This window comes from Thermus kawarayensis JCM 12314, assembly GCF_055393575.1.
Genome location: NZ_AP043756.1, coordinates 637,094 through 663,254 on the forward strand (window position 1 = coordinate 637,094; position 26,161 = coordinate 663,254).

Below are 26,161 nucleotides of genomic sequence, written 5' to 3' on the forward strand. Positions count from 1 at the left end.
CGGGAGGCTACTGGGCGTGGTCCTTGTAGGGCTCGCCCCGGAGGTCGGAGACCAGGTGCACGGCCACATAGGCCCCGTCCCCGGCGCTCACAATAGCGTGGCCCGGCACCTTGCCCCGGGCCACCCCGGCGGCGTAGACCCGGGGGTAGCTGGTGCGCCCTCCTTCGTCGGTGTCTATGTAGGTGCCCCGGCGGGTGAGGCCCAGGAGGGAGGGCAGGGTGGGGTCCTTGTGGGTGCAGAGGAGGAGCCTTTCCGCCTCCTCCGGGCCCCCGTCGGTTTCCACCTCAAAGACCCCGCCCATGTCCCGCACTCCCCGCACCAGGCCTTTCCGCACCTCGGCCCCGTAGCGTTCGGCGTGCTCCCGCAGGCGTCTTAGGAGCTCTTCCCCCGAGGGCTCGTCCAGTAGCCCAGGGTAGTTGGGCACCTGGCGCACCTGGGCGATCTTGGCGTGGCCGCCGTCCAGCACCAGGACCTTGAGCCCGGCCCGGGCCAGGAAAAGGGCGGCGGAAAGCCCAGAAGGCCCCCCGCCCACCACGAGAACGTCCCACATAGCACCTCAAAGTATAGGCGAGGGAGGGCTTAAGCGCCGGGTATAATGGGCGGCGCATGCTTTTGGACGACCGCTACCCGGTTTTGGAGACCCTAAGGGCCCAGGAGGGCGTCACCCTCTACCGGGTAGAGGGGGGGTTGGTCTTCTTCTTTGAGGTGAAGACCCCGGAGGACAAGGAGCGCTTCTACCGCTTCCGGGCCGCCGTGCGCAGGCTGGCGGAGCAGGGCCTTCTGGAGGCCCAGGTCTCCGCCAAGCCGGGCCGCCACTACGTCTTCTTCCCGGAAAGGCCCCTGGCCCGAAAGTCCCCGCCCAAGGAGGCCCTGGAGGCCCTGGCCCCCCTGGGCTTCGGGCGGGAGCACCTGGCCATGGCCGAGGACGGGGTAGCCTACCTCTCCCCCTGGCCCCTTCAGGGCAGGCTCCCCAGGACCCAGGCGCCCCGGCCCGGGGGCCGGTTCTTCGGGGTGGCCCCGGGCCTCCTCCTCCTCGCCCTGGGCCTCTGGCTTCTGGGCCAGGGCCTCTACCGCTACTTCAACCCGCCGGAGTACGCCGTGCCCGAGCTGGTGGGCAAGAGCGCCCGCGAGGCCTTTCTCCTCCTCAAGGACACGGGCCTGCGCCTGGAGGTGGTGGAGGGGAACGACCCCACCCGGCCCAAGGAGGTGGTCCTGGACCAGGACCCCCCGCCCGGCACCCGGCTCAGGGCCGGGCGGGCAGTGCGCCTGGTGCTGAACCAGGCCCGCCTGAACCCCCTGCCTCCCCTCGAGGGCCTGCGGGAGGAGGAGGCCGAGGCCAGGCTTGCCGAGCTCGGCTTCCGGGTGGCGGGGAAGGCCTTTCTGCCCAGCGCCAAGCCTTTGGGCGTGGTCCTGGCCACCGATCCCTCCCCCGGCACCCCCGTGCCCCCGGGGGGCGGGGTGCGCCTCCTCCTCTCCCAAGGGGCGAGGGAAGGGGCCTCGGTGCCCCTGCCCAAGCTCACGGGCCTTTCCCGGGAGGAGGCCCTTTTCCTCCTGAACGCCGCCGGCCTTCAGGCCCAGGTGGAGGAGGTGCCCTCGGGGGCCCCCGAGGGCACGGTTCTGGCCCAGGACCCCGCTCCCGGCACCCCTGTGCCCCCGGGGGGCGGGGTGCGCCTCCGGGTGGCGGTGCGGGGGGAGGTGCTCCTGCCCCCGGCCCCTCCCGAGCCCCAGGCCCGCACGGTGAGCCTGGCCTTGAACCTCCCCCCGGAGGCGGAGGGCAAGGAGGTGCGCCTGGTCCTCCTGGACGAGCGGGGGGAGCAGGTGGTCTACCAGGGGATGGGACGGGAAGGCCTGCGGCTGGAGGGGAGTTACCAGGTCCAGGGAGAGGCCCGCTTCCGCCTCTACCTGGACGGGGAGCTTTTCCAGGAATGGGCGCCCTGAGGGGAAGGTGGGCCGAGGAGGAGGCCCTGCGCTTCCTCCTGGGGAAGGGCTACCGCCTCCTGGGAAGGAACCGCCGCACCCCCTTTGGGGAGGTGGACCTCTTCCTGGAGAAGGAGGGGGTCTACGTGGTGGTGGAGGTGAAGCAGCGGGCCTCCGCCCGCTTCGGCGCGCCCCTGGAGGCCATTACTCCGGGGAAGGTGAGGAGGCTCCTGCAAAGCGCCCGCTTCCTCCTGGGGCGGGACGACCTGCCGGTGCGCCTCGAGGCGGTCTTGGTCCAGGGGACCCCCGGCGACTTCCGCCTGGAGCACCTTGTCCTGGAGCTCTAGGGGTAAGCTAAGGCCTGTGTTTAGGAACCTTCGGGCCTACCTCGAGGCCTTGGAGAGGCGGGGCGAGCTCCACCGCATCAAGGTCCCGGTGAGCGCCGAGCTGGAGATGGCCGAGATCGCAGACCGGGTGGTGAAAAGGGGAGGCCCCGCCCTCCTCTTCGAGCGGGTGGTGGGGAAAGACTTCCCCGTGGCCATGGGCCTTTTCGGCACCCGGGAGCGCACGGCCTTCGCCCTGGGCGTGGAGGACCTGGACGAAGTTGCCCGCAAGGTGGAGGTCCTTTTGGCCCTGAAGCCGGGGAAGGGGGGGTTTTCCGCCCTTTTGGCCCTCCTTCCCAAGCTCCCCCTCCTTGGGGGCTTCTTCCCCAGACGGGTGCGCAAGGCCCCGGTGCAGGAGGTGGTGTGGAGGGGCGAGGAGGTGGACCTCTTCCGCCTTCCCGTCCTCAAGACCTGGCCCCTGGACGGGGGGCCCTTCCTCACCCTTCCCCTGGTCATTACCCGGGACCCGGAGACCGGGGAGCTCAACCTGGGCATGTACCGCATGCAGGTCCTGGACCGAAGGAGCACCGCCATGCACTGGCAATTGCACAAGGTGGGACGCCGCCACCTGGAGAAGGCGAGGAGGCTGGGGAAGAAGCTCCCCGTGGCCGTGGCCTTGGGGGGGGACCCGGTCCTCACCTACGCCGCCACCGCCCCCCTGCCCCCCCTGCCGGGGGTGAGCGAGTTCCACCTGGCGGGCTTCCTGCGGGGGGCCCCTGTGGAGCTCGCCCGGGGCGTCACCATAGACCTCCCCGTACCCGCCGAGGCGGAGTTTGTCCTCGAGGGCTACATAGACCCCGAGGAGCCCCTGGTGGAGGAGGGCCCCTTCGGCGACCACACGGGCTTCTACACCCCTATAGACCTCTACCCCCGCTTCCACGTCACCGCCCTTACCCACCGAAAGGGGGCCGTCTACCCCGCCACCCTCGTGGGGCTTCCCCCCATGGAGGACGCCTACCTCATCGAGGCCACGGAAAGGCTCTTCCTCCCCGCCCTTCGCCTGGTGCTCCCCGAGGTGGTGGACTACCACATGCCCCCCGAAGGGGTGGCCCACAACTGGGTGAACGTGAGCCTGCGCAAGGAGTACCCGGGGCAGGCCTACAAGGTGGCCTACGGGATGCTGGGCCTCGGGCAGATGATGTTCGCCAAGGTCCTCGTGGCCCTGGACGAGGGGGTGCCGGTGAAGCCGGGCTTCCCCGCGCTCCTGGAGGCCCTCCGCCACGCCCTCCCGGGGCGGGACACCCTCCTCCTCCGGGGCCCCCTGGACGTCCTGGACCACAGCGCAAGGGCCTTCGCCTTCGGGGGGAAGCTCGTCATAGACGGCACGAGGAAGCTCCCCGAGGAGGGGGGGGAGGTGGCCTTCGCCCCCAGGGCCCACCCCGAGCTACCCCCTGACCCCGAGGTGGTGGCCCAGAGGCAGTGGCCGGGCCTCTGGGGGGTGGTGCTGGAGAAGCGCCGCCCCCACCAGGCCTGGGAGGTGGCGGAAAGGCTTTTAAAGCACCCCCAGAGCGCCGGGATAAGGCTCCTCCTCCTCGCCGACCAGGACACCGCCCCCACCCCGGAGGAACTCCTCTGGTACGTCCTGAACAACATAGACCCCGAGCGGGACGCCCGGGTCCTGGAGGGGGTGGAGGGGCCGGTCTTGGTCCTGGACGGCACGAGGAAGCTTCCCGAGGAAGGCTTCCAGAGGGTCTGGCCCGAGAGGGTCCGCATGGACCCTAGGGTGAAGGCCCTGGTGGACGCCCGCTGGGAGGAGTACGGGTTATAATCCCCCCTTGTGCTGGTGCGCCCCGCCCTTCTTCCCTCCTGGCCCCCAACCCTTAAGGACCTCTTCGGGCGGGAAGGTCCTTTGGTCCTGGAGATCGGCTTCGGGGACGGGCGCTTCACCGCAGGGCTTGCCAAGGCCCATCCCTCTTGGCTCGTCCTGGGGGCCGAGGTCTCGGCGGGGAGCGTCCTTAGGGCCTACCGGAGGATGCGCCGGGAGGGCCTGCAAAACGTCCGCCTCTACCACGGGGAAGGCCCCTTCGCCCTGAGGAACCTGGTGCCCCCCGGGGGCTTGGACCGGGTCATCGTCAACTTCCCCGACCCCTGGCCCAAGAAGCGCCACCAGGAAAGGCGCCTCCTCCAGGAGGCCTTTTTCCGGAGGCTCTCCACCAGGCTTGGGGAAGGGGGGGCCCTCCTCCTCACCACGGACCACGAGGGGTACTTCCGCTTCGCCCTGGAGGAAGCCCAAAAGACCGGCCTTTACCGCATAGAGGTGAGGCCTCCCCCGGGGGACCACCTCCGCACCAAGTACGCCCTCAAATGGAAGGAGGCGGGGAGGCCCTTTTTCCACGCCGTATTTACCAAGGTGGCCGAGGACCCCACCCCTTGGCCCCCCATAAGGAGGTACGCCGTGGCCCACGCCCTTTTGGAAGGAACCTTGCCCGAAACCCTGCCCCTGGGAAGGACGCCCGTGGCCCTGGAGGAGGGGGTGGCGGTCTTCCTGGAGGTGGCCAAGGGGGGGGAGGGGTTTACGTCCTCACCCACCTGGAAGAGGAGGACCTGACCCAGGACCTCCTCCTGGAGGTGCGCAGAAGCGCCCACGGGATCTACGCCGGGGTGAGCCGCTTTGGAAGCCCTCTGATCACCCGTGGGGTCAGGGAGGCGGTGGCGGCCTTGGTGCGCTTCCTGGAGACCCTGGGCCTAAGGGTGGTGCAGGACCACACCGGGGAGGGGCTAAGATAGCCCTATGCACGCCCACGTGATCCTGGCCGCCGGGCAGGGGACGAGGATGCGGTCGCGCCTGCCCAAGGTGCTCCACCCCCTTCTGGGGAGGCCCATGCTCCTCTACGCGGTGGAGGCGGCTTTGGCCCTTAAGCCTGAGCGCCTCGTGGTGGTGGTGGGCCACGGAAGGGAGGAGGTGGAGAAGGCCCTTCGGGGCTACCCGGTGGAGCTCGCTCACCAGGAGGCCCAGCTGGGCACCGCCCACGCCCTTCTGCAGGCGGAGGGCCTTCTTAGGGACTTCCCGGGTCCCTTCCTGGTGACCCAAGGGGACACCCCCCTCCTTTCCCCTAGGACCCTGAAGGCCCTTCTGGAAAGGGTGGAGACGGGGGTGGGAATGGCCCTCCTCACCGTGGAGCTGGAAGACCCCACGGGCTACGGCCGGATCCTCCGGGAGGGGGAGGAGGTCTTGGCCAACGTGGAGGAGAAGGACGCCTCTCCCCAACTGAAGGCCCTCCGGGAGGTGAACGCCGGGGCCTACGCCTTTGATGGCTTCCTCTTCCGTGCCCTCAGGGAGGTGAAGGACGAGAACGCCGCCCGGGAGTACTACCTTCCCGACCTCATCGCCATATACCGGGCCCACGGGAGGAGGGTGCGGGCGGTGCGGGGGGTGGCGGAGGAGGCCTTGGGGGTGAACACCCGGGAGGAGCTCGCCCGGGTGGAGGGGGTGCTCCTGGGAAGGCTCCGCTCGGAGTGGATGGGGAAGGGGGTGCGCATGATCCTCCCCGAGACCATCTACCTGGAGCCCTCGGTGGAGCTCGCCCCCAACGTCACCCTCTGGCCCGGGGTGGTGCTCAAGGGGAAGACCCGGGTGGGCGAGGGGTGCGAGGTGGGGGCCTACGCCATTTTGGAGGACACGGTGCTGGAGCCCGGGGCCAGGGTGGAAAGCCACACCGTGGCCCAGGGGTCCCACCTCTACCCCGGGGCCTCCGCCGGACCCTTCGCCAGGCTCAGGCCCGGGGCGGTCCTCATGGAGGAGGTGCACGTGGGGAACTTCGTGGAGGTGAAGAAGAGCCTCCTCCACAAGGGGGTGAAGGCGGGGCACCTGGCCTACCTGGGGGACGCCGAGGTGGGGGAGGGGACCAACGTGGGGGCCGGGGTCATCACCGCCAACTACGACGGCAAAAGGAAGCACCAGACGGTGATCGGCAAGCGGGCCTTCATCGGCTCCAACAGCGTCCTGGTGGCCCCGGTGCGGGTGGGGGACCACGCCTTGGTGGGAGCGGGGAGCGTCATCACCCAGGACGTGCCCGAGGGCGCCTTGGCCGTGGCCCGGGGTCGGCAGCGGAACCTCGAGGGCTACGCCCGGAAGAAGCTTGGGGAGGAGGGATGATCCGCTTCATCCTCCCTTCAGCCTCCCGGTGATAAACTGGAGATCATGAACCTGGGCATGCCGGAAATCCTGGTGATCCTGGTGGTGGCCCTCCTCATCTTCGGGCCCAAGAAGCTCCCCGAGCTTGGCCGTTCTTTGGGTCAGAGCATCCGCGAGTTCAAGCGAGGGGCCCAGGAGATCCGCGAGGAACTGGAGAAGAGCGTGGAGGTGAAGGAGGAGCCCAAGCCCGCGCCGGGGCCTAAGCCCCAGGAGGAGCCCAAGGCTTGAAGGAAGCCCCCCTGGTAGAACACCTAGAGGAGCTGCGTAGCCGCCTCATCTGGGCCCTCCTCTCCTGGGCGGTGGGGACGGGGGTGGCCTGGACCTTTAGGGTCCAGCTTCTGGAGTGGCTCAAGCGGCCCTTGGACCTGGCGGCCAAGCAGAACGGCATCCAGATCAACCTCATCGTCCTGGACATCACCGAGCCCTTCTTGGTCTCCCTTAAGGTGGCGGCCTTTGGGGGCCTGGTCCTCGCCCTCCCCTTCATCGTCTACCAGGTCTGGGCCTTCATCGCCCCCGGGCTTTACGAGCACGAGAAGCGCCTGGCGGTGCCCTTCCTCCTGGGGGCGGGGTTTAGCTTCGCCCTGGGGGCCCTCTTCGCCTACTACGGCTTTCTGCCCTTCGCCGTCCCCTTCCTCCTGGGCTTCTTGGGGGACGTGGTCACCCCTCAGATCTCCATCGGCCGCTACATGGGCCAGATCCTGATGATGATGGGCGTCATGGGCCTGGTCTTTGAGATGCCGGTGGTGAGCTACCTCCTGGCCCGCCTGGGGATCCTCTCCTCCGCCTTTTTGGCCCGCAACTGGCGGGTGGCCGTGGTCCTCCTCCTCACCCTGGCGGCGGTCATCACCCCCACGGTGGACGTGGTCTCCCTCTCCATCGTCACCCTGCCCCTCCTCGTCCTCTACTGGATCTCCGTCCTGGTGGCCCGCCTGGCGGAGAGGCAAAGGCCCAAGGAAGAGGCGGCTTGACACCCGCTTGGGGCTTGGCCCATACAATAGCCCATGGACGAGCGCATCCTGGCCTTGCGTAAAGAGGTGGACCGGGTGAACCGGGAGCTTCTCCGGCTCCTCTCCGAGCGGGGGAGGCTGGTGCAGGAGATCGGCCGGATCCAGACGGAGCTCGGCCTTCCCCACTACGATCCCAAGCGGGAGGAGGAGATGCTCGGTTACCTCACCGCCGAAAACCCCGGCCCCTTCCCCAACGAGACCATAAGGAAGCTCTTCAAGGAGATCTTCCAGGCGAGCCTGGACCTCGAGGAGCGCCAGGACCAGAAGAGGTTCCTCTACTCCAGGAAGCACAAGCCCGAGCCCACCCGGGTACGGGTGAAGGGCGTGGTCTTCGGGGAGAAGCCCCTCCTCATCGCCGGGCCCTGCTCCATTGAGAGCGAGGAGCAGATGATGGAGACGGCCCGCTTCCTTGCCGCCCGGGGAGTAAAGGTCTTGCGGGGCGGGGCCTTCAAGCCGAGGACCAGCCCCTACGGCTTCCAGGGCCTTGGGGTGGAGGGGCTTAAGCTCGGCCGGAGGGCGGCGGACGCCTTCGGCATGGTCTTCGTCACCGAGGTCATGGACACCCGGGACGTGGAGGTGGTGGCGGAGTCCGCCGACATCCTCCAGATCGGGGCCCGCAACATGCAGAACTTCGCCCTCCTCAAGGAGGTGGGAAAGGCGGGGAGGCCCGTCCTCCTCAAGCGGGGGCTTTCCGCCACCATGGAGGAGTGGTTCTACGCCGCCGAGTACGTCCTCGCCCAGGGGAACGAGCAGGTGATCCTGGCCGAGCGGGGCATCCGCACCTTTGAGCGCTGGACGCGGAACACCCTGGACCTCTCCGCCGTGGCCCTGGCCAAGCAGGAGACCCACCTCCCCGTGATCGTGGACGTGACCCACGCCGCCGGGCGCACGGACCTCCTTGCCCCCCTGGCCCGGGCGGCCTTGGCCGTGGGGGCGGACGGGGTGCACGTGGAGGTCCACCCCAACCCCAAGGTGGCCCTCTCCGACAACCAGCAGCAGCTGGACTTCGCCCAGTTCGTGCGCTTCCTGGAGGCCATCCGGGACCTCCTCCCCGAGGGCTGATGGGCCTTTTGGACAACCTCCTGAACGCCTTCTTGAAGGCCACGGACCCCAGGCCCCGCTACACCGAGGCCCGCTGCCTCCTCTACAAGAACAGCGTGGGGGGGTGCGACCGGTGCTACCAGGTCTGCCCCAGGGGAGCGGTGCGGCTGGAAGGGTGGCGGGTGGAGCTGGACGAGGTGCTTTGCACGGGGTGCGGCCTCTGCACCGGGGTCTGCCCCGGCATCGCCCTGGAGTACCCTTTGGGGGCCATCCAGGAGGCCCTGATCCGGGGGAAGGGGAAGCTAAGGTGCTCCAAGGCCGAGGGGAAGGGGGAGGAGGTGCTCTGCCTGGGGCGCCTCACCCCGGGGCTTTTGGCCGAGGGGGGAAGCCGCTTCGGCAAGGTGGTCCTCGCCCGGGGGGAGTGCGAAAGCTGCAGAATCGGCGGGCCCGAGGTCCCCGCGCACCTGGAAAGGGTGGCCGAGGAGGCGCGGCGCTACTTCCCGGTGGAGGTGGAGGTGGTGGCGGGGGAGCTTCCCGGGGAAAGGGTGGGAAGGCGGGAGCTTTTCCAGGCCCTTTTGGGGAGCGCCAAGCGCACCGCCGCCGACCTGGTCCCCGAGCTCCCCTTGCCCGCCCTCGAGGAGAGGGAGGAGGGGCTCCCCGCCGAACTCCGCCTGAGGCGCCTCGCCGCAGACCGCGCCCCCGAGGCCCGCTGGCCCCGGATCCGGGTGGAGGAGGGGTGCACCCTCTGCCCGGTCTGCACCAACGTCTGCCCCACGGAGGCGGTGCGGCGGGTGCGGGAGGGGGAGGAGTACGCCCTCTACCTTAAGGTGGAGGCCTGCACGGGCTGCGGGGCCTGCGTGGAGAGCTGCCCGCCCCAGGTGATCCGCCTCGAGGAGGCCCCCAAGGAGGAGGTGGGGAAGGAGCTGGAGCTCTTCCGGGGCCGGCCCCCCTGGTACGATCTTTGAACCGGGTATAATACCCTCCACCTATGGACGCCGACCTGGTGGTGGTGGGCGGGGGGCTTGTCGGCCTTGTGGCGGCCACGGAGGTGGCCCAAAGGGGCAAGCGGGTCCTCCTCCTGGAAGAGCCCTACCTGGGCGGGCAGGCCTTCTGGTCCCTCGGGGGGCTTTTCCCGGTGGATTCCCCCGAGCAAAAGCGCCTGGGGATCCGGGACTCCGTGGCACTCGCCCGGCAGGGGCGGGCGCCTCAGGCGGCCAAGGGGGTGCTGGAGGGGCTAGAATAGCCCCATGCGGCTCCACCACGTGGGCATCGCCGTGGAGGACCTGGAGGAGGCCAAGGCCCGCTACCGGAGGCTGGGCTTCCAGGTGGTGGCGGAGGGGGAGGTGGCCGCCCAGGGGGTGCGGGTGGCCCTCCTTGGGGGGGAAGGGGAGACCCTCCTGGAGCTCCTCTTTCCCCTGGGTCCCGAGACCCCCGTGGGCCGGTTCCTGGCCAAGCGGGGCCCCGGGCTCCACCACCTGGCCTTCGCCACCCCCCGGCTGGAGGAGGCCCTTGCCCGGCTTAAGGCGGAAGGGGCGAGGCTCATAGACGAGGCCCCAAGGCCCGGCTTCGGGGGGCACCGGGTGGCCTTCGTCCACCCCGCCTTCGGCCTGGGGACGCTCTGGGAGCTGGTGGAGGCGTAGTGCGCCTTCCCTACCTCCTCCTCGCCCTCCTGTGGATGGGAGTCTTGTGGTGGCTTTCCGATAGGCCCGCACCGGGGGCTGGGCTTCCCCACCCTTACGACAAGCTCGCCCACTTCCTGGCCTACGCCCTTTTGGGGGCCCTTTGGCGGCGGGGCCTTGGGCGTTTCCTCCCGGCCTTCCTCCTCGCCGCCCTCTACGGCGTGGTGGACGAGGGGCACCAGAGCCTCGTCCCCGGGCGGGAGGCCTTCGGCTTAGACCTCCTAGCCGACTTCCTCGGGGCCTACTTTGGGGCTAGAGGGGCGGGTAGATGGGAAGCTCCAGAAGCCTCCCGCCCTTAGCCCCTGCTGCCTCCACCACCATCTCCGCCACGAGCTCGGGGGCGATCCAGCGGGAGAAGTCCGCCTCGGGCATGGCCCTGCGGTTGGCCTCGGTGTCCAGGGTGCCCATGGGGTAGACCAAGAGGAAGCGCACCCCCTCTATCTCCCCCTGCAGGGACCTTAGGAGGCTCGCCAGGGCGGTCTTGGCCATGGCGTAGAGGGCCCTTCCCGGGCCCGTTCCCGTCCAGGCGGGTCCGGCGGCGAAGGCGGCGAAGAACCCCTCCCCCCGCCCTTCCATGTAGGGGAGGACGGCCCTCAGGAGGTTGTAGGTGGTGCGGAGGTTCAGGTCCAGCATCCAGTCGTAAAGCCCGGGGTCGGAGTCCAAAAAGCGCCCGGCGGCGAAGCCCCCCACGGTGTGGACCACGCCGTAGAGGGGGGCCTCCCGTTCCACGAAGCGGCCCAGGGCCAGGGCCTCCTCCAGCTTGGTGAGGTCGGCGACGAAGGTCCTAGCCCCCACGGCCTCGGCCCGTTCCGCCATGCGCTCGGGCCTGGGGTCCGAGAGGAAGAGCCTGGCCCCCGCCTTGTGGAAGGCGGGGATGAGGGCCCGGGCCAGGGCCCCGCCCGCCCCGGTGATGAGGAAGGCCTTTCCTTCCAGCATGGCCTCATTGTACGGGGAGGAAGGCCAGGGCCTTGGGGGTGAAGCCCAGGGAAGGGGTGGCCACCCTTTGGGGAGGGGAGGGGACGAGGTCGTAAACGTAAAGGAGGCTTCCGGAGGCCAGGTACAGGTACCCGTCCTGGCCCACCAGGCCGGTGGAGAAGTCGGCGTAGGGCTCCTGCACCCCGGAAGGTCTGGGCTCCAGGACCTGGAAGCCCCGGCCGTAGACCGCAAGGCCCGCCACCGGGTCCAGGGCAAGCTGGGGGGTGCCGAAGAAGTCCCCCAGGACCTTCTGGCTTCCCAGGGCCTCCCCCTGGAGGGTGTAGAGGCGGGCCTCGAGGCCCGGGCTCCCCAGGCCCAGAAGCCTCCCCCTGGCCCCGTCGGCCCGGAGGTCAAAGGGGGCCTGGTCCAGGGCGGGGGTCAGGGGCTTCTCCAGGGCGGGGGTTCCCGTGGGGTCCTGGGCCGGGCGAAAGCCCAGGGCCTCCCGGGTCAGGTAGGCGAGGAGGTCCAGGGCGCCCTGGGGGAGGAGGGCGAGGCGCGTCGAGGGGCCCAGGCCCGTGAGGTCGGCCTCCAGGAGGCTTCCGCTCCCGTCCAGGCGGGAGAGGAAGGCCCGGGCCGCCCCGGGGCAGTGGGCGAGGAGGGCGTTCTGCCCCAGGCGCAGGTACCCCCCCGTGCAGTCCGCGGGGAGGGGGAAGGTGGTGGGGGGAGGTTGGGGAGCGGCGCTTTCCGTGAAGCCCGAGGTGTCGTAGGCCTCCACCCGGTCGGGGAAGAGGAGGTAGAGCCTTTGGAAGGGGACCGCGTAGGCCAGGTCCTGGAGCCCGGGGGCGGGCCAGGTGGACACGGGGGTGGCGGTGCCCCCTTGCAGGTCCTGGGCCCGGTAAAAACGCACCTCGTTCCCATCCCCCGCGGCCAGCAGGGCGGGCAGGGGGGGTTCCTGGCTGCCGGTGCAGGCGGCGAGGAGCAGGACCAGAGGCCAGAGCTTTCTCACGGGGGACCTCCCAGCTTCACCCCCTCCTCCGAGAGGAGGAGGCCCGCCGCCTGCCCCCCGTAGAGGAAGGCCAGGCCGAAGCTTCCCTTTCCCGCGTCCAGGGTGAAGCGCATGGCCCAGCAGCAACGGTCCAAGACCAGGAGGAACTTGGGCTTTAGGGGCTCGCCCGGGAGGTTTTGGGTGAGGAGGGCGCTCAAGTGGAGCTTGGTGTTCTCCCGGCCCAGGAAGGTGAGGGTGGGGCCGAAGTTCCTGAGGGCCAGGGCGTAGCCCTCGGGGCTTGCGGGCCTTCTGGTGTAGGTGAGGCTTCCCGAGAAGGCGAGGCCGGGAAGGGCGTTTTCCTCGGGCGGGGTGGGTCCCCAAAGCTCCACGCCGCCGCTGAAGGTGAGGTCCTTGAGGTAGGTTTCCCGGTCCTCCACTTCCGGGAGGTGGAGGTTGGCGGCGAGGCGGAAGCCCACCTCGGGAAGGGCCTGGCTTAGGCCGAGGCGGAGGTTCGTCCCCCGGAAGCCCTCCTGGTACCTTCCGGAGAGGAGGAGGTCCCAGAGGGGCCCGGGGGCGCTCCCCCAGCGGAGGCCCGCCTGGTAGGCCAGGGCGGCCGGGTCCAGGATGGCCTGGAGGGAGAGGCTTTGGGGGCCCAGGATGGCCTGCCCCAGGGCCTGCAGGGTGTCCTTCTGCCAGTCCCGGCGGGCCTGGAGGGTGTAGGCGTCCTGGCCTTCCCGGTAGGCCAGGGTGAGGCTGGTTTCCAAAGCCCCTTCCCCGTTCAGGCCGTGGCGGTGGGCGAGGTTCAGGCTTCCCCCGGGGAGGGCGTACCCCCCCTGGAGGATGAGGGGGTCAAAGCGGGCCTTTTGGTGGTCGTAGCAGAGGCTCGCCCGCAAGGAGAAGGGGTAGGGGCTTAGGCTTCCCTCGGCCCGGGTTTCCAGGGGGCCTTCCCCCTCGAGGCCCCGCTTGTGGTAGAGGAGGAGGCTGTACCCCTGGTCCTGGAGGCGGGCCTCGGCCTCCAGGGGGAGGTACTTTTCCCCCTCCAGGTCCCGCCCTCCCTTGAGGGAGAGGCCGAGGGGCCTTTCCTGGAAGCCTAAGGCCAGGGTGGCCTGGTGGGTCCTTCGGCGGGGAAGGGCGTCAAAGCGGAAGGGGCTTTCCCCCTCCTGGACGCTCCTCAGGTAGCCCGCTTCCAGGCTTACGCCCCCCAGGCCCTGGCGGAGGCTGGCCGTGGTGGTCCAGTCCACCTGGCGCTCGTACTCCCCGTCGGGGTTTTGCGTGGTGTAGTAGAAGCCCCGGAAGCGGTTCTCCGCCCGGAGGGTGGCCCCGGGCCAGGGGGAGAGGGCCAGGGTCTGGCTGTGGGTGAGGAGGGCCCTTCCCGCCTCGGCGTAAGGGCCCAGGGCCCGGGCGGAGCGGTTTAGGGGGTTGGTCTCCGCCAGGTAGCGGCCTACCTGGAGGCTTCCCTGGAGGCTGAAGGGGCCTTCCCGCAGCGTGGGGCTCTGGACCTCCACCTCGGGGAGGCGCTGGAGGGTGCGGGGCGGGGGGGTGGCGGGGTCGTGGTCCAGGAAGCCCTCGAGCCGCAGGGCGTAGCGCCAGTCCCCTGGGGTGGGGGCGCCGGGGAGGAGGGCTGAGAGGCGGAAGCGGGAAAGCTTCTCCTTGGTGTCGTCCCGCTCCAAAAGCGCCGACAAGGAGAAGGCTTGGCGCTTCCGCTCGTATTCCATCCGGTACTGGAAGGTGTCGGGGGGGGTGTGGTAGAAGAAGTAGCGCTCCTTGGCCTCTCCCGTGCCGAAGTGGTCCAGGCCGAAGCCGTAGCCCCGTCCCTGGTAGTAGCCGAGGAGGGTGTAGCCCAGGCCGAAGGCGCTCACGTAGGGCAGGGCTCCTTTGAGGTAGAAGCCCCCCTGGTCCTGGCCCACCTCCAGCCGGGGCCTCCTTTCCGAGAGGTAGAGGAGGAGCACGGGGAGGGTGAGGACGGGCTTTTCCCCTACCAGGAGGGTGACCTCCCGGGCCACCACCCGGTCCCCCGGGTAGAGGAGGATCTCCTTTGCCCGGAAGGCGTAGTCGGGGACCTCCTGGCCGCAGGAGGCGCAAGGGGTGGCGTAGCCCTCTTCCAGGAGGATGGCCCCCGCCGCCCGCTGGCAGAGGGGGCCGGTGAGGAGGAGGTCCTTGGCCTCTATCCGCACCCCCAGGGCGTCAAAGCTCTCGTCGGAAAGGTCCACCTGGAGCTCCTCCGCCTCCACCAGGCGGCCTTCCCGGTCCCGGTAGCGCACCTTCCCCGAGAGGACAAGAAGCCTCTTCCCCCTTAGGTAGACCACCCGCTCCGCCTCCAGGGCCTCCCCCTCCCTTTCCAGGCGCACCGGGCTTCCTGTGAGCACCAAGACCTCCTCCCCCCTCCTCCCGAAGCTCCAGCCTGTCCGCCTCCAGCACCTTCAGCACCCTTTCCTGGGCCAAGGCGGGGAGGAGGAGCAGGAGGAGGACGGGAAGCCACCTCACCTCCGCCCTCCCAGGAAAAGGAGGAGGCCCAGGGTCCCGTAGAGGAGGTTGGGCCCCCAGGCGGCGAGGAGGGGGTTCAGGGCGTTTTGCTCCCCCATGATGCGCCCCACGCTCCAGGTGGCGTAGTAGAAGAAGGTGAGGACGGCCACCCCCACCAGGCCCAGGCTCCGGCTCCCCCCGAGGAGGTAGAAGGCGAGCCCGGTGGCGAAGAGGGCGAAGACCAGGGCCGAGGCGGGCTCGGCGAAGCGGCGGTGGTAGGTGGTGGCCTCGAGGCCCGCCCGCACCCCCATGGCCCTAAGCCTGGCCACCTCCTTCCCCAGCTCGGCGAGGGTCATGCGGTTCGCCGGGTTCTGCCAGGGCTCAAAGGTGAGGTCCTTGAGGACCAGCTCCCCCCGCCGGAAGCGGGTCAGGGTGCGGGGCCTGTCCCCCTCGTAGGTGACCCGTAGGCCCTCCTCCACCCGCAAGACCCCTCCCTGGAAGCGGCCCCTCTCCGCCAGGAGAACCTCTTCCCGGGAGAGCACCCGGAGCTTGCCGATCTCCTCCCCCTTCACCTCCCCCACGTAGACCACCCTACCCTTGGCGTCCTGGAAGGTGGCCCCCGGGGTGAGGAGGGCCCTGGGCCTTTCCAGAACCTGCCGCCTGAGGAGGTCCTGCCCCTGGGCCAAGGCCCTCGGCACCAAGCCCTCCCCCAGGAGGAAGGCGGCGAGGGCGATGCCGCCTCCCAGGAGGAGGAAGGGCAGGAGCACCCGTTCCCGCCGGACCCCTAAGGCCAGGAGGGCCTTGAGCTCCGCATCCTCGGCCATGCGGGAGAGGAGGAGGAGGAGGGCGAAGAGGTAGGCCACCGGCGCCCCCCGCACCAGGGCCTCGGGGGTGCGGTAGAGGAGGTAGAGGAGCAGGGTGTAGGGGTCGGCCCCCTTGGCCACCAGGGGGGCCAGGACCTCGTAGACCGCCCCCGCCAGGAAGAGGAGGATCAAGACGGCAAGCCCCCCGGCGAAGAGGCCCAGGGCCTCCCTGAGGAGGTAGCGGTCCAGGGTCTTCACCGTAGCCTCCAGGCGAGGACAGAGGCCAGGAGCCCGTAGAAGAGGTCCGGCAGGTAGGCCCAAAGGGGGCTCACGTCGTAGCGGGCGAGCTGGGCGGAGAGGGTCCAGAGGACGTAGTAACCGAAGATGAGGAGCACCACCCCCAGAAAGGCCCAGGAGGCCTCCTTCAGGGAAAGCCCCAGGAGGGCGGCGCTCACCCCCAGGAGGAACCCCCCCAGGGCGTCCGCCAGGCGGCGGTGGAAGGCGAAACGGGCTCCCGCCTCCACCCCGCCCCTTTTCCAGAGCTCCTTCAGGGTACTGGTGTCGTAGGGGTCGCGGGAGCCCAGGCTTTCCTTGGGGCGGAAGAGGGTGGGAAAGGGGAGGAGACCCTGGAAGGGCCTAAGCCCTGTCCCAAGGGGGGAGGCCTCCAGCACGTACCCCCTAAACTGCCACCCCTCCCGGTCCCACACCCCCTCCCCGCCGCTGTAGACCCGGCCCTTCTCGTCCACCACCCGGAGGCCGAAAAGGCGGTTCTGCCCCACCTCGGGGCGCACCTCCTCGGCGTAGTAGACCCCGAAGCCCTCCAGGGCGTAGACCTGTTGCCGCAGGATCCCGCTTGGGGCCCGTTCCCCGTAGAGGAGGCGGGAGAGGGCCCCGTCGTAGGCCTCCAGGGCCTTGGGCCGGAGCTCGGCCAGGTTGTAAAGGTTGAGGAGGGCGACCAGGAGGGAGAGAAGGAGGAGGGGCCTGAGGAGGGAGAGGGGGGGTACCCCGGCGGCGTAGGCCGCTTTGAGCTCCGAGTGGCGGATGAGGCGGGCAAGCCCCACCAGGATGGCGAAGACCAGGCCCAGAGGAAGGGCGAGGCTCAGGGTCCAGGGCAGGCGGTAGAGGATGAGGAGGGCGATGGCCTCCGCCCCCGCCCCCCGGCTCAGGAGGACCCCGGAGAGGCTGGAGAGGAGGTCAAAGGTGAGGAGGGCCACGAAAAGGAGAACCCCCACCAGGTAAGGGAGGAGGACCTCCTTTAAGAGGTAGCGCCCCAGCACGGGGGCAGTATACGGGCGGAGGATGAGAATGGGCCTAGGGCCCTGCGATCACGTGGATGACGGGGAGGCCGAAGCGCTCCGCCTGGGTGTGCACGTCCAGCGTTCCGCACCCTGTCGGAAACCCCCTGCTGCGGCGGGGGCGCGCCGGCACTTAGATGGGATTGGCTCTATCCTTTCCTGCCAAACCCCTTAGAACCCCCTTTCCGGACGGGTTTTCCTGCATACCACTTTACATAGGGGCAACCTGTGGTAGACTAAAAAAGTCAGGGAAATAAGCCGCCTCCGGGCGGCCGGTTTCGTTTTAGGGTACCAGGGCCACCTTGGTGGCCTGGCGCTCGTGGAAGAGGCGGTACCCTTCGGGGGCCTCCTCCAGGGGCAGGCGGTGGCTGAAGACGAAGCTTCCCTTGAGCCGCCCCACCCGCTGCAGGGCCAGGACCTCGGCGATCCAGCGGGGGACGTTGGCGAGGGCGCTCCTTAGGGTGATCCCCCGGCTGAAGACGGGAAGCCAGGGATAGTCCACCTTTTCCGCCGTGGGCACCCCCAGGCTGGACACCACCCCCCCGGGGCCCGCCAGGCGCAGGGCGAGCTTTAAGGCCTCCCCTTCCCCGCCCACCGCCTCCACCACCAGGTCCGCCCCCAGGCCCTCGGTGGCCTTGCGGACGCGGGCCACAGGGTCCTCGGTCTTGGGGTTGAGGGGGAGGCTTCCCAGGGCCCTGGCCTTTTCCAGGCGGCTCTCCTCGGGGTCTATGGCGAAGACCGGGCCCGCTCCCAGGGCGTGGGCCACCATCTGGGCCATGAGGCCCACGGGTCCTGAGCCCACCACGGCCACGCTCATGCCGGGGGTGAGGAAGGGCCTCACCCCCCCGTAGGCGGTGGTGAGGATGTCCCCGGCCAGGATGGCCTCCTCGGCGGGCAGGTCCCCGATGGGGAAGAGGCTTTGCCGGGCGAAGGGGACCCGCACCCGCTCCGCCTGGGCGCCTTGCAGGTTCCCAAGGGCCAGGCCAAAGCCGTACACCCCCCCTTGCAGGCAGGCGAAGTACTGGCCCTTGCGGCAGGCCGCGCAGTCCCCGCAGGCCACCTGGAAGCTTCCCACCACCCTCTCCCCCAGGGCGAAGGGCACCAGGGGGCCCTTCTCCACGATGCGCCCCACGAACTCGTGCCCCAGGACCGTTCCCGGCAGGACCCCGGCGATCCTGCCGTGATAGATGTGGAGGTCCGAGCCGCAGATGGCGGCGAGCTCCACCTCGAGGATGGCGTCGGTGTCCGCTTCCAGCCTGGGCTCCGGCACCTCCTCCACCGCCACCTGGAAGGGCCCCTTGTAGACCACCGCCTTCATACCACCTCCCGGGCCACCTTGACCAGCTCCTGGGCGGCCTGGGCGTAGGGGGCGAGGGCGGCGATGGAGCCCTTTTTCAGCTCCAGAAGGCCCCGCATGAGGGCGCCGAGGGGCTCCAGGCGCCCCTCCAGGACCTCCTGCCAGGTGGCGAGGTCCGCCTCGATGACGAAGTCCGCCTCCGCCTCCCCTTCCACCACCTTCACCCCCCGGCAGGCCCCGTGCCAGAGGTCCAGGACCACGGCCACCCCCTTGGGGAACCCCGCCTTGGGGTCCGGGCGCACCGCGAGGGCTAAGGAACCCTCCCAGGTGCTGGCCGCCTTCCGGTAGGCCTCGCTTTCGTTCAGCTTCCGGCAGTAGCTCTGGGCCCAATCCTCCCCAAAGAGCTGCATGGCTTCCTCCTTTGCACCGAGTATAAGCCTTTTGGGGTAGCCTGGGAAGGTGGTCTACCTTCTGGACCTTTCCGGGGTCTACTGCGAGCCCGTGGAGCCTCGTCTGCTCCGGCTTCTTTCCGAGGCTGCGGGAGAGCCCGTCTTCTACCTCTCTCAGGCCTTCTACGGCCTCCTGCCCCGCCTGAAGGAGGAGGGCCCGGGGGTCTTGGAGGCCCTGTTCCCGGGGGCTTCCCGCCTTTACCCGGAGGCCTTTCGGAGGCGGGACCAGGCCTTCCCGGAACCCTTTTACCTGGTTTCCGACCTCCCCCCTCCCGCGGGCCTAGACGCCTTCCACCACCCGGACAAGCTCCAGGCTCTCCGCCGGGCCTTGGAGGCCCTGGGGCTTTCCCCCGGGGAAGCCCTCTACCTGGACGACAACCCCCTCTGGGTGGAGAGGGCCCGCGCGCTGGTGCGGGCGGAGCTCTTCCCCATCTCCGGGCCCCCCGGGGTGGCGCAGCGGGGGCACTAAGGGTTTTCCGGCCAGGGGTGCTTGGGGTAGCGGCGCATGAGCTCCTGGCGCACCTTGGGGTAGTGTTTTTCCCAGAAGCCCTTCAGGTCCTGGGTCACCTGCACGGGCCTGCCCGCGGGGGAGAGCAGCTCCACCGCCACGGGCAGGCGTCCTCCCAGCACCTTGGGGGTTTCCTTGAGCCCAAAGGCCTCCTGCACCTTCAGGGAGAGGAGGGGCGGGGCGTCTTCCCGGTAGCGGAGCCGCTTTGGCCTCCCGGAGGGCAAAGGAAGCCTTTCCGGGGCCAGGGCCTCCAGAAGGGCTCGCTTCTCCCCCAGAAGCCCGAGGAGGATCTCCTTCCAGGGAAGGGCCGTCAGGTCCTCCACCCGCCGCACCCCCTCTGCCCAGGGGAGAAGCCAGGAAAGGTCGGCCAGGAGGTCTTCCTCGGTGAAGACGGGCACCTCCACCCCGTGGGCCTTCAGGAAGCGGAGGCGGAGGAGGACCTGCCGGGCCTCCTCGGGGAGGGGAAGGCCCTCCTTCAGGACCTCCCTCAGGTGCGCCTCTGTGGGGCTTCCCGGCTCCACGGGGAGCCTTTCCAGGACCAGGGCTCCGAAGCGGCTTTCCAAGTAGCCCCGAAGCCGCCCCTCCTCCCAGCCCGTCCAGAGGGCCACCTCCGCCCGCCTCAGGAGGTCTTCCCGGGCGAGGGGGGCGAAGCGCTGGATCCATCCCTCCTTTTCCCCAAGCTCCGCCGCCACGGCCACCAGGTAGGGCGGGCCCTCGAGGCTGTCCAGGCGCAGGGCCCGCCCCGTGGCCAGCCGGTAACGCCCGGGCCCCACCTTTTCTGCCGCCCGGTCAGGGTAGGCGGCGAGGAGGAGGGCGCCCAGGGCCTCCGGTTCCGGGAGGCTTTCCAGAGGCGGTGCCCCAAGGCGCCTCCGCCAGAGGGCCGAGGCCCTTTCCACCGGTAAGAAGGGGCCTTGGCCCGTCCTCCGGGCCTCCAGCAGGCCTTCCAGGTGGGAAAGGAGGTGGGCTTCCTCCAGGGGGCTTCCCTCCTCCAGGAGGGCCAGCAGGTCCGCCGCCAGGGGAAGGAGGCCCAAGGCCTCGGCCTCCAGGGCCAGGCGGGCCAGCCGGGGGTGGGTGGGGAGGTGGAGGATCCTTCGGCCCAAGGGGGTGAGGGCCCTTCCTTCCACCGCCCCCAGGGCTCTTAGGAGGTGCCAGGCGGCCTCGAGGGCCCCCTGGGGGGGTTGGGTGGGCAGGGGAAGCTCGTCCAGCCCTTCCCCGAAGGCCAGGGCCAGGAGGACCGCCCGGGAGAGGTCCCCCTCTAGGACCTCGGGCCTTTTGGGGGGGAAGGGGCCTTGGGGGTAGAGGCGGTAGACCCGCCCGGGCCCCGTGCGCCCCGCCCGGCCTGCCCGTTGCCTGGCGGACTCCTCCGGGATGCGCACCAGGGCCAGCCGGGTGAGGCCCGTCCGGGCGTCAAAGCGGGGCTTTTTGGCGAGGCCCGAGTCCACCACGGCGCGCACCTGGGGCAGGGTGAGGCTGGTTTCGGCCACGTCGGTGGCCAGGACGATCTTCCTGGGCCCGGGCCTGAGGAGGGCGGCCTGCTCGCCCAAGGAAAGCCCCCCGTGGAGGGGAAAGGCGGGGAGGTCCTGGAGAAGCCTCCGGGCGCGCTCTATCTCCCCTTTCCCCGGGAGGAAGACCAGGACATCCCCTTCTCCTTCCAAGAAGGCCCTCCGGGCGTACCGGGCGGCGAGGGCCTCCAGGGGGCCTTCCGGAGGCCTGTCCAGGTGGAAGACCTCCACGGGATACCCTTCTCCCTCCACCTCCAAGGTGGCCCCGTTCAAGACCCTCTCTAGGTCCGGGTCGGGGGTGGCGGTGAGGAGGGCGATCTTGAGGTCGGGCCGGAGGGTTTCCTGGAGGCGCAGGAGGAGGGCCAGGGCCAGATCCCCCTCCAGGTGGCGCTCGTGGGCCTCGTCCAGGAGGACGGCGGAGACCCCCTCCAGGGTGGGGTCTTCCAGGAGGCGCCTGGTGAGGAGGCCCTCGGTCATCACGAGAAGCCGGGTCTTCGGGCTCTCCCTTCCCTCCAGGCGTACCCGGTAGCCCACGGTCTCCCCCAGGGGCTCCCCCAGGTTTTCGGCGAGCCTGGCCGCCACCGCCCGGGCCGCCACCCGCCTGGGCTCAAAGAGGAGCACCTTCCCGGGGAGGGCGGAGAGGAGCCTGAGGGGGAAGAGGGTGCTCTTGCCCGCCCCCGGGTAGGCCTTGAGGAGGAGGCGGCCCCGCCTCAGGAGCAGGGCCACCGCCTCGTCCGGCCAGCCGTGTTGCATCTTTGGGCCTCGCTGCGGCGCGTTACTGGCTCGGGGAAGCCTGCCTAGGGACCCCCCATGCTGGCCCAAGCCAGCATGGGGTGGTATTAGATGTCCAGCTCGGCGTAGCGGGCGTGTTCCTCAATGAACTCCCGCCTGGGGGCTACCTCCTGGCCCATGAGCTTTTCAAAGAGCTCGCTGGCCTCGAGGGCGTCCTGGAGCTCCACCCGCTTGAGCACCCGCTTTTCGGGGTTCATGGTGGTCTCCCAAAGCTGCTCGGGGTTCATCTCCCCCAGGCCCTTGAAGCGCTGGACCTCGTAGCTTTTCCCCTCCAGCTCCTTGAGGCGGTCCTGGAGCGCCTCGTCGGAGTAGAGGTACTCCACCTTCTTGCCCACCTGCAGGCGGTAGAGGGGGGGCTGGGCGATGTAGACGTAGCCGTGCTCTATGAGGGGGCGCATGTAGCGGTAGAAGAAGGTGAGGAGGAGGGTGCGGATGTGGCTCCCGTCCACGTCGGCGTCGGTCATGATGATGATCTTGTGGTAGCGGAGGCCCTCGAGGTCAAAGTGGGCCTCCCCGTCCCCGCCGATCCCCGCCCCGATGGCCGCCACCATGGCCCGCACCTCGGCGTTCTTCAGGGCCTTGGAAAGCCCCGCCTTTTCCACGTTCAGGATCTTGCCCCTCAGGGGCAGGATGGCCTGGAAGCGGCGGTCCCGGCCCTGCTTGGCGCTTCCCCCCGCCGAGTCCCCCTCCACGATGAAAAGCTCCGCCTCCTCGGGGTTTTCCGTCTGGCAGTCGGCGAGCTTACCCGGAAGGTCGTCGGACTCCAAGGGGTTTTGCCGGCGGACAAGCTCCCTGGCCTTCCTCGCCGCCTCCCGGGCCTGGGCAGCCCTCAGGGCCTTCTCGTACACGGTCTTGGCGATGCGGGGGTTCTCCTCCAGGATCTCCAAAAGTTTCTCGTAGACCACCTGGCTCACGGCGGTCCCCGCCTCGGGGTTTAGGAGCTTCCCCTTGGTCTGCCCCTCAAACTGGGGCTTCGGGAGCTTCACCGAGACTACGGCGTAAAGCCCTTCCAGGAGATCGTCCCCCGTGGGCTGGGGACCCTTTTCCTTGTTGAGGCCGGCCTTCTTGGCGTACTGGTTCAGGGCCCGGCTGTAGGCGGCCTTGAAGGCGGTGAGGTGGGTGCCCCCGTCCCGGGTGGGGATCATGTTGGCATAGGTGAGGATCTCGGCGGTGTACCCCTTGGTGTGGAGGAGGCCCACCTCCACCTCCACCTCCCCCTCTTGCCCGCGGATGAGGAAGGGCTTCTCGTAAAGGGGCTCCTCCCCTTCCGCCAGGGCCTTGGCGAAGGAGGCCACGCCCCCCCGGTCCTGGAAGACCTCCACCCGGGGCTCGCCCGACGGCGAAGCCACTTTGCCGTGGGCCAGGTCCTTGAAGACCAGCTTGAGGCCCGCCACCAGGTAGCTCACCTCCCTGAGGCGGGCCCGGATCTTGCTGGGGTCAAAGGCGAGGTTCCCGAAGATCTCCGGGTCGGGCTTGAAGGTGACCCGGGTGCCGGTCTTCCCCCTGGGGGCTTGGCCCACCACTTGGAGGGCTTCCGTGGTCTCCCCCCGGCTGAAGGCGACCCGGTGATGCTTTCCCTCGCGGAAGACCTCCACCACCGTCCACTCGGAGAGGGCGTTCACCACGCTGGCCCCCACCCCGTGGAGCCCTCCGGAGACCTTGTAGGCCCCGCTCTCAAACTTGCCCCCCGAGTGCAAGGTGGTGTAGATGACCTCCACGGCGGGCTTCCCCTCCTCGGGCATGAGGTCCACGGGGATGCCCCGGCCGTTGTCCTCCACGGTGAGGGAGCCGTCGGGGTTCAGGGTGGTGGTGATCTCCGTGGCGTAGCCCGCCAGGGCCTCGTCCACGGCGTTGTCCAGGATCTCCTTGAAGAGGTGGTGGTAGCCTTCCACCCCCGTGCCGCCGATGTACATGGCCGGGCGGTGGCGCACCCCCTCCAGGCCCTTGAGCACCTTAATGGCGGAAGCGTCGTAGCTCACCCCCTAAGTATACCACAAGTTCTGGGGGCAGTTTTCGCCATGGGAAAGGGGGCTCGTGGCCCTTTGCGCCGGGAGGTTGGATGGATGGATATCAAGGTAGCCCCGCTTCCCGGCCCGGCCTTTCCCCGGTATCCTGCCCTCATGGCGGCCTTGGTCCTCCTCCACGCCCTTTTGGGGACCCTGCTTCTTGCGGCGGTGCCCGCCTTGGCCTTCGTGGGCCTTTGGGGCTTCCTCCGCCCCCTGCCCTCCCGTTTCTACGCCCTCCTCCGGGGGGCGGCCTGGGTGGCCATCCTCCAGGTGGTGTTGGGCTTTCTTCTCCTCTTCCTAGGCCTTCGCCCCAAGGACGGCCTCCACCTCCTCTATGGCCTCCTCCTGGCGGCGGGGCTCCACTACCTGGGGGGCCTCGAGGCCGGGGGGTGGTTTTACCGGAGCCTGAAGGACCCGCCGAAGCGCCCGGAGGTCTTCGTGGCCTTGGGGCTTCTCTTCGCCGTGGGCCTGGTGGCGCGGGTGTACTTCACGGGGCGGTAAGGGCTTCTTGGGCCACTCCTCCACCGGTATGCGCTCCAGCATCCTCAGCGTCAGGTGGGGCACGAAGTCCCTGTAGAGGGTCCTGACGTACTCCTGCACCTCTTGGGAGTTTAACCACTCCACCAGGGATAGGGGGTTCAGCCCCGTGCCCTCCCTGGGCAGGAGGTGGAACTCCTCCCTCCACGGGTAGGCCCGTTCGTCCCAGGCGGCCACCACCCTGGTCCCCTTGGTGTGAGCCACCACCAGGTGGGGCACCCCGTAGAACTCCCGAAGCTCTCTGGCCCTCTCCCTGGGCATCCAGAGGCCGGAGTGGTTCTTCTCGTAGTCTATCCACCCCGGCTTCAGGTTCCTTCCCGTGAGGACGGGCACGAGGCCGGGTTTCGGTTCCTTTCGGACGGCGGGGTGCTTCTTGAACTCCGGGCTCCTGGCGGCGAAGCGGATGTGGAAGAGCTCACCGAGGGGTGTTCCGGAGGCCTCCAGCCTTCGGGTTTCCTCGGTTTCGAAACGAACCATCTCCCCTCGCCAGTCGGGGTACTCTTCCCAGAGTGCGGGAACGAACTCCTCTCCCTCCCGCTTCGTGTCCCAGAGGGCGAGGCCCCTCCCATCCTTCCGGAACCGGAGGACCACGGCGCTCACCTTTCTCCCGGGGAAGACCTCCCCCAGGTAGTACACCTCCGTCCTCCCCCTTTCGGCCAGAAACCGCCTGAGGAGGGAGAAGTCGTCCAGAACGAGCCACGTGGCCGGGACCACGAAGACCAGGAGCCCGCCTTCCCTCAAGAGGCGCACGGACCTCTCCACGAAGGCCCCGTAGAGGTTGTACTTGCCCTTCCAGGTGGAGAGGTCCCGTTTGTAAAGCCCCTTGACCTCCTTGAGGACGTGGATGGGGTACTTGCCCTTCTCCCCCACGATGCCGTAAGGCGGGTTTCCCAGGATCAGGTCAAAGGCTTCCCCAGGCTCCCAGGCCAGGCCCTCCGGGCCTGCGTTCAGGAGGAAGTCCGCCACCTCCCCCATCGCCCACGGGGGAAGGTCCAGGGCGGCGGGGTCTATCTCCACCCCGAAGAAGCGGTAGTCCGTCCCGTGGACCTCCCGGAAGGCCCGGAGGAAGGGCCCATGGGCGCAGGCTGGCTCCAAGACCCTCCCCCCTTTAGGGGCCTCGGCTAGCCTCACCATGAAGCGCACCACCTCGGGGGGCGTTTCCACCCGGCCCAGGCTCCGCCCAGAGGGGTGGGGGGGCAGTGGGGGAGGGAAGAGCATTTAGCGGATTATACCGAGCCTCCGCCCCACCTTCTCGTAGGCCTCGAGGGCCTTGTCCAGCATCTCCTTCGTGTGGGCGGCGGTGACGATGTTGCGGATCCTCGCCTTGCCCCGGGGCACCGTGGGAAAGCCGATGCCCACGGCGAAGACCCCCTCCTCCAAAAGCAGGCGGCTCGCCTCAAAGGCCACGGGGGCCTCCCCGAAGAGGACTGGGGTGATGGGGGTCTGGCTTCCCAGGGTGTCGTAGCCCAGGCGGGCGAGTTCTCCCTTGAAGTAGCGGGTGTTCTCCCAGAGCTTTTCCACCCGCTCGGGCTCCTTTTCTATGAGTTCCAAGGCTCCAAGAAGCGCCCCCACCACCGCCGGGGGGTGGCTGGTGGAGAAGAGGAAAGGCCTGGCCTGGTTGATGAGGAGGTCCTTAAGCTCCAGGGCCCCTGCGGCGTAGCCCCCGATCACCGCCCAGGCCTTGGAGAGGGTGGCCACCTGGATCACGTCGGGGTCCTGGTGGAAGCCGAAGTGGTGGACCGTTCCCTTTCCCTTTTCCCCCAGGACCCCGCTCCCGTGGGCGTCGTCCACGTAGACCACCGCCCCGTACTTCTTGGCCAGGGGGACGATCCGGTCCAAGGGGGCGATGTCCCCGTCCATGGAGAAGACCCCGTCGGTGACGATGAGCTTGAGGCCCTTGGTGTCGTGGGCCTTCAGGAGCTCCTCCAGGTGCTCCACGTCGGCGTGGCGAAAGACCAGCCGGGTGGCCTTGGTGAGGCGGAGGCCGTCGATGATGCTGGCGTGGTTCAGCTCGTCGGAAAAGACCAGGTCGCCCTCCTTGAGGAGGGCCCCCAGCACCCCCTGGTTGGCGGTGAAGCCGGACTGGAGGACCAGGGCGCTCTCCGTGCCCTTGAAGCGGGCCAGGGCCTCTTCCAGCTCCAGGTGGTAGGTGAAGGTGCCGGCGATGGTGCGCACGGCCCCGCTTCCCGCCCCCCACTTTTCCAGGTACCGGCGGGCCTTCTCCTTGAGGTAGGGGTGGTTGGCGAAGCCCAGGTAGTTGTTGGAGGCCAGGTTCACCACCTCCCGCCCCTCCACCCGGGTCACGGGCTCCTGGGGGGCCTCGAGGACCTTGGGAGAGATGTAAAGCCCCTCGCGCTTCAGCCTTTCCAGCTCGTTTCGCACCCGCGTGCGCAGGTCCAGGCTCATGGCCCTATCTAACCCCTCGTGCCCTCGGTTGTCCAGGGGTG

22 protein-coding genes and 4 pseudogenes are annotated in these 26,161 nt (G+C 69.4%); 14 read left to right on the top strand and 12 right to left on the bottom strand.

Annotation, left to right across the window (positions count from 1 at the left end):
- Positions 1-7: 7 nt before the first annotated feature.
- A complete protein-coding gene (locus ACZ5RK_RS03835; protein WP_054647798.1) occupies positions 8-550 on the bottom strand; it encodes an NAD(P)/FAD-dependent oxidoreductase in 543 nt (180 codons plus the stop codon).
- Positions 551-606: 56 nt separating this feature from the next.
- On the opposite strand from ACZ5RK_RS03835, the gene ACZ5RK_RS03840 reads away from it, so the two are divergent.
- The 12 genes and pseudogenes from ACZ5RK_RS03840 (at position 607) to ACZ5RK_RS03895 (ending at position 10,461) form a co-directional block, all read left to right on the top strand.
- Positions 607-1,938 (top strand): PASTA domain-containing protein, encoded by a 1,332-nt coding sequence (locus tag ACZ5RK_RS03840; RefSeq protein ID WP_464909732.1) that lies wholly within the window; start codon positions 607-609, stop codon positions 1,936-1,938.
- Complete coding sequence (locus tag ACZ5RK_RS03845; RefSeq protein WP_464909733.1) at positions 1,926-2,264, top strand: YraN family protein; 339 nt, start codon at positions 1,926-1,928, stop codon at positions 2,262-2,264. Before ACZ5RK_RS03840 ends, ACZ5RK_RS03845 begins: the two co-directional genes overlap by 13 nt.
- Before the next feature lie 16 nt (positions 2,265-2,280).
- Entirely contained in the window at positions 2,281-4,068 is a 1,788-nt protein-coding gene (locus ACZ5RK_RS03850; RefSeq protein WP_464909734.1) for a menaquinone biosynthesis decarboxylase, read from the top strand.
- Between the two features lie 9 nt (positions 4,069-4,077).
- Positions 4,078-5,027 (top strand): annotated as a pseudogene (gene trmB / locus ACZ5RK_RS03855) (tRNA (guanosine(46)-N7)-methyltransferase TrmB).
- Positions 5,028-5,031: 4 nt separating this feature from the next.
- Positions 5,032-6,396: a bifunctional UDP-N-acetylglucosamine diphosphorylase/glucosamine-1-phosphate N-acetyltransferase GlmU gene (glmU, locus tag ACZ5RK_RS03860; RefSeq protein ID WP_464909735.1), complete on the top strand. Its 1,365-nt coding sequence runs from the start codon at positions 5,032-5,034 to the stop codon at positions 6,394-6,396.
- 45 nt (positions 6,397-6,441) lie between these two features.
- Positions 6,442-6,663: a Sec-independent protein translocase subunit TatA/TatB gene (locus ACZ5RK_RS03865; RefSeq protein WP_054647763.1), complete on the top strand. Its 222-nt coding sequence runs from the start codon at positions 6,442-6,444 to the stop codon at positions 6,661-6,663.
- The gene (gene tatC, locus ACZ5RK_RS03870) at positions 6,660-7,403 is read left to right on the top strand and encodes a twin-arginine translocase subunit TatC (protein WP_054647762.1); all 744 of its coding nucleotides are present in this window, start codon (positions 6,660-6,662) and stop codon (positions 7,401-7,403) included. The genes ACZ5RK_RS03865 and tatC overlap by 4 nt, the downstream gene beginning before the upstream one ends.
- Before the next feature lie 33 nt (positions 7,404-7,436).
- Entirely contained in the window at positions 7,437-8,504 is a 1,068-nt protein-coding gene (locus ACZ5RK_RS03875; protein WP_464909736.1) for a bifunctional 3-deoxy-7-phosphoheptulonate synthase/chorismate mutase, read from the top strand.
- Positions 8,504-9,448: a 4Fe-4S dicluster domain-containing protein gene (locus tag ACZ5RK_RS03880; protein ID WP_464909737.1), complete on the top strand. Its 945-nt coding sequence runs from the start codon at positions 8,504-8,506 to the stop codon at positions 9,446-9,448. The genes ACZ5RK_RS03875 and ACZ5RK_RS03880 overlap by 1 nt, the downstream gene beginning before the upstream one ends.
- Positions 9,449-9,471: 23 nt before the next feature.
- Positions 9,472-9,678: pseudogene (locus ACZ5RK_RS03885) on the top strand (FAD-dependent oxidoreductase); the annotation flags it as partial.
- 52 nt (positions 9,679-9,730) lie between these two features.
- Positions 9,731-10,123, top strand: coding sequence for a methylmalonyl-CoA epimerase (gene mce, locus ACZ5RK_RS03890; RefSeq protein WP_464909738.1), 393 nt, complete (start codon positions 9,731-9,733; stop codon positions 10,121-10,123).
- The gene (locus ACZ5RK_RS03895) at positions 10,123-10,461 is read left to right on the top strand and encodes a VanZ family protein (protein ID WP_464909739.1); all 339 of its coding nucleotides are present in this window, start codon (positions 10,123-10,125) and stop codon (positions 10,459-10,461) included. The genes mce and ACZ5RK_RS03895 overlap by 1 nt, the downstream gene beginning before the upstream one ends.
- On the opposite strand, the gene ACZ5RK_RS03900 is transcribed toward ACZ5RK_RS03895, so the two are convergent.
- From ACZ5RK_RS03900 to ACZ5RK_RS03930, 7 genes and pseudogenes are all read right to left on the bottom strand, one after another.
- Positions 10,415-11,098, bottom strand: a complete 684-nt coding sequence (locus ACZ5RK_RS03900) for an SDR family NAD(P)-dependent oxidoreductase (RefSeq protein ID WP_464909740.1) — start codon at positions 11,096-11,098, stop codon at positions 10,415-10,417. The genes ACZ5RK_RS03895 and ACZ5RK_RS03900 overlap by 47 nt on opposite strands.
- A 4-nt stretch (positions 11,099-11,102) precedes the next feature.
- Positions 11,103-12,083, bottom strand: coding sequence for a hypothetical protein (locus tag ACZ5RK_RS03905; protein WP_464909741.1), 981 nt, complete (start codon positions 12,081-12,083; stop codon positions 11,103-11,105).
- A pseudogene (locus ACZ5RK_RS03910) lies at positions 12,080-14,546 on the bottom strand (LPS-assembly protein LptD). Before ACZ5RK_RS03910 ends, ACZ5RK_RS03905 begins: the two are co-directional and overlap by 4 nt.
- Positions 14,543-15,586 carry an LptF/LptG family permease gene (locus ACZ5RK_RS03915; protein ID WP_464909742.1) on the bottom strand — a complete coding sequence of 348 codons (1,044 nt, stop codon included), beginning with the start codon at positions 15,584-15,586 and terminating at the stop codon, positions 14,543-14,545. Before ACZ5RK_RS03915 ends, ACZ5RK_RS03910 begins: the two are co-directional and overlap by 4 nt.
- Positions 15,583-16,605, bottom strand: a complete 1,023-nt coding sequence (locus tag ACZ5RK_RS03920) for an LptF/LptG family permease (protein WP_464909743.1) — start codon at positions 16,603-16,605, stop codon at positions 15,583-15,585. Before ACZ5RK_RS03920 ends, ACZ5RK_RS03915 begins: the two co-directional genes overlap by 4 nt.
- Before the next feature lie 301 nt (positions 16,606-16,906).
- The gene (locus tag ACZ5RK_RS03925; RefSeq protein WP_464909744.1) at positions 16,907-17,941 is read right to left on the bottom strand and encodes an alcohol dehydrogenase family protein; all 1,035 of its coding nucleotides are present in this window, start codon (positions 17,939-17,941) and stop codon (positions 16,907-16,909) included.
- Positions 17,938-18,330 (bottom strand): SCP2 sterol-binding domain-containing protein, encoded by a 393-nt coding sequence (locus ACZ5RK_RS03930; protein WP_464909745.1) that lies wholly within the window; start codon positions 18,328-18,330, stop codon positions 17,938-17,940. Before ACZ5RK_RS03930 ends, ACZ5RK_RS03925 begins: the two co-directional genes overlap by 4 nt.
- A 49-nt stretch (positions 18,331-18,379) precedes the next feature.
- Between ACZ5RK_RS03930 and ACZ5RK_RS03935 the strand changes: the two genes are divergently transcribed.
- A complete protein-coding gene (locus tag ACZ5RK_RS03935; protein WP_464909746.1) occupies positions 18,380-18,838 on the top strand; it encodes a hypothetical protein in 459 nt (152 codons plus the stop codon).
- Here ACZ5RK_RS03935 and hrpB read toward each other — a convergent pair.
- Positions 18,835-21,132: an ATP-dependent helicase HrpB gene (gene hrpB / locus ACZ5RK_RS03940; RefSeq protein ID WP_464909747.1), complete on the bottom strand. Its 2,298-nt coding sequence runs from the start codon at positions 21,130-21,132 to the stop codon at positions 18,835-18,837. The genes ACZ5RK_RS03935 and hrpB overlap by 4 nt on opposite strands.
- A gap of 86 nt (positions 21,133-21,218) precedes the next feature.
- Positions 21,219-23,150: a DNA topoisomerase subunit B gene (locus ACZ5RK_RS03945; protein ID WP_464909748.1), complete on the bottom strand. Its 1,932-nt coding sequence runs from the start codon at positions 23,148-23,150 to the stop codon at positions 21,219-21,221.
- Between the two features lie 141 nt (positions 23,151-23,291).
- On the opposite strand from ACZ5RK_RS03945, the gene ACZ5RK_RS03950 reads away from it, so the two are divergent.
- Positions 23,292-23,678: a hypothetical protein gene (locus ACZ5RK_RS03950; RefSeq protein WP_054647087.1), complete on the top strand. Its 387-nt coding sequence runs from the start codon at positions 23,292-23,294 to the stop codon at positions 23,676-23,678.
- Here the strand turns inward: ACZ5RK_RS03950 and ACZ5RK_RS03955 are convergent.
- Positions 23,637-24,932: pseudogene (locus tag ACZ5RK_RS03955) on the bottom strand (TaqI-like C-terminal specificity domain-containing protein); the annotation flags it as partial. The gene ACZ5RK_RS03950 and the pseudogene ACZ5RK_RS03955 overlap by 42 nt on opposite strands.
- Positions 24,933-26,120, bottom strand: a complete 1,188-nt coding sequence (locus tag ACZ5RK_RS03960) for a glycine C-acetyltransferase (protein ID WP_464909749.1) — start codon at positions 26,118-26,120, stop codon at positions 24,933-24,935.
- Positions 26,121-26,161 lie beyond the last annotated feature (41 nt).

Bases quoted from the DNA above. Each gene is read 5' to 3' on its own strand.
- ACZ5RK_RS03835 (WP_054647798.1), bottom strand. From the start codon at position 550: ATGTGGGACGTTCTCGTGGTGGGCGGGGGGCCTTCTGGGCTTTCCGCC.
- ACZ5RK_RS03840 (WP_464909732.1), top strand. From the start codon at position 607: ATGCTTTTGGACGACCGCTACCCGGTTTTGGAGACCCTAAGGGCCCAG.
- ACZ5RK_RS03845 (WP_464909733.1), top strand. From the start codon at position 1,926: ATGGGCGCCCTGAGGGGAAGGTGGGCCGAGGAGGAGGCCCTGCGCTTC.
- glmU (WP_464909735.1), top strand. From the start codon at position 5,032: ATGCACGCCCACGTGATCCTGGCCGCCGGGCAGGGGACGAGGATGCGG.
- ACZ5RK_RS03865 (WP_054647763.1), top strand. From the start codon at position 6,442: ATGAACCTGGGCATGCCGGAAATCCTGGTGATCCTGGTGGTGGCCCTC.
- ACZ5RK_RS03875 (WP_464909736.1), top strand. From the start codon at position 7,437: ATGGACGAGCGCATCCTGGCCTTGCGTAAAGAGGTGGACCGGGTGAAC.
- ACZ5RK_RS03880 (WP_464909737.1), top strand. From the start codon at position 8,504: ATGGGCCTTTTGGACAACCTCCTGAACGCCTTCTTGAAGGCCACGGAC.
- mce (WP_464909738.1), top strand. From the start codon at position 9,731: ATGCGGCTCCACCACGTGGGCATCGCCGTGGAGGACCTGGAGGAGGCC.
- ACZ5RK_RS03900 (WP_464909740.1), bottom strand. From the start codon at position 11,098: ATGCTGGAAGGAAAGGCCTTCCTCATCACCGGGGCGGGCGGGGCCCTG.
- ACZ5RK_RS03925 (WP_464909744.1), bottom strand. From the start codon at position 17,941: ATGAAGGCGGTGGTCTACAAGGGGCCCTTCCAGGTGGCGGTGGAGGAG.
- ACZ5RK_RS03930 (WP_464909745.1), bottom strand. From the start codon at position 18,330: ATGCAGCTCTTTGGGGAGGATTGGGCCCAGAGCTACTGCCGGAAGCTG.
- hrpB (WP_464909747.1), bottom strand. From the start codon at position 21,132: ATGCAACACGGCTGGCCGGACGAGGCGGTGGCCCTGCTCCTGAGGCGG.
- ACZ5RK_RS03950 (WP_054647087.1), top strand. From the start codon at position 23,292: ATGGCGGCCTTGGTCCTCCTCCACGCCCTTTTGGGGACCCTGCTTCTT.
- ACZ5RK_RS03960 (WP_464909749.1), bottom strand. From the start codon at position 26,120: ATGAGCCTGGACCTGCGCACGCGGGTGCGAAACGAGCTGGAAAGGCTG.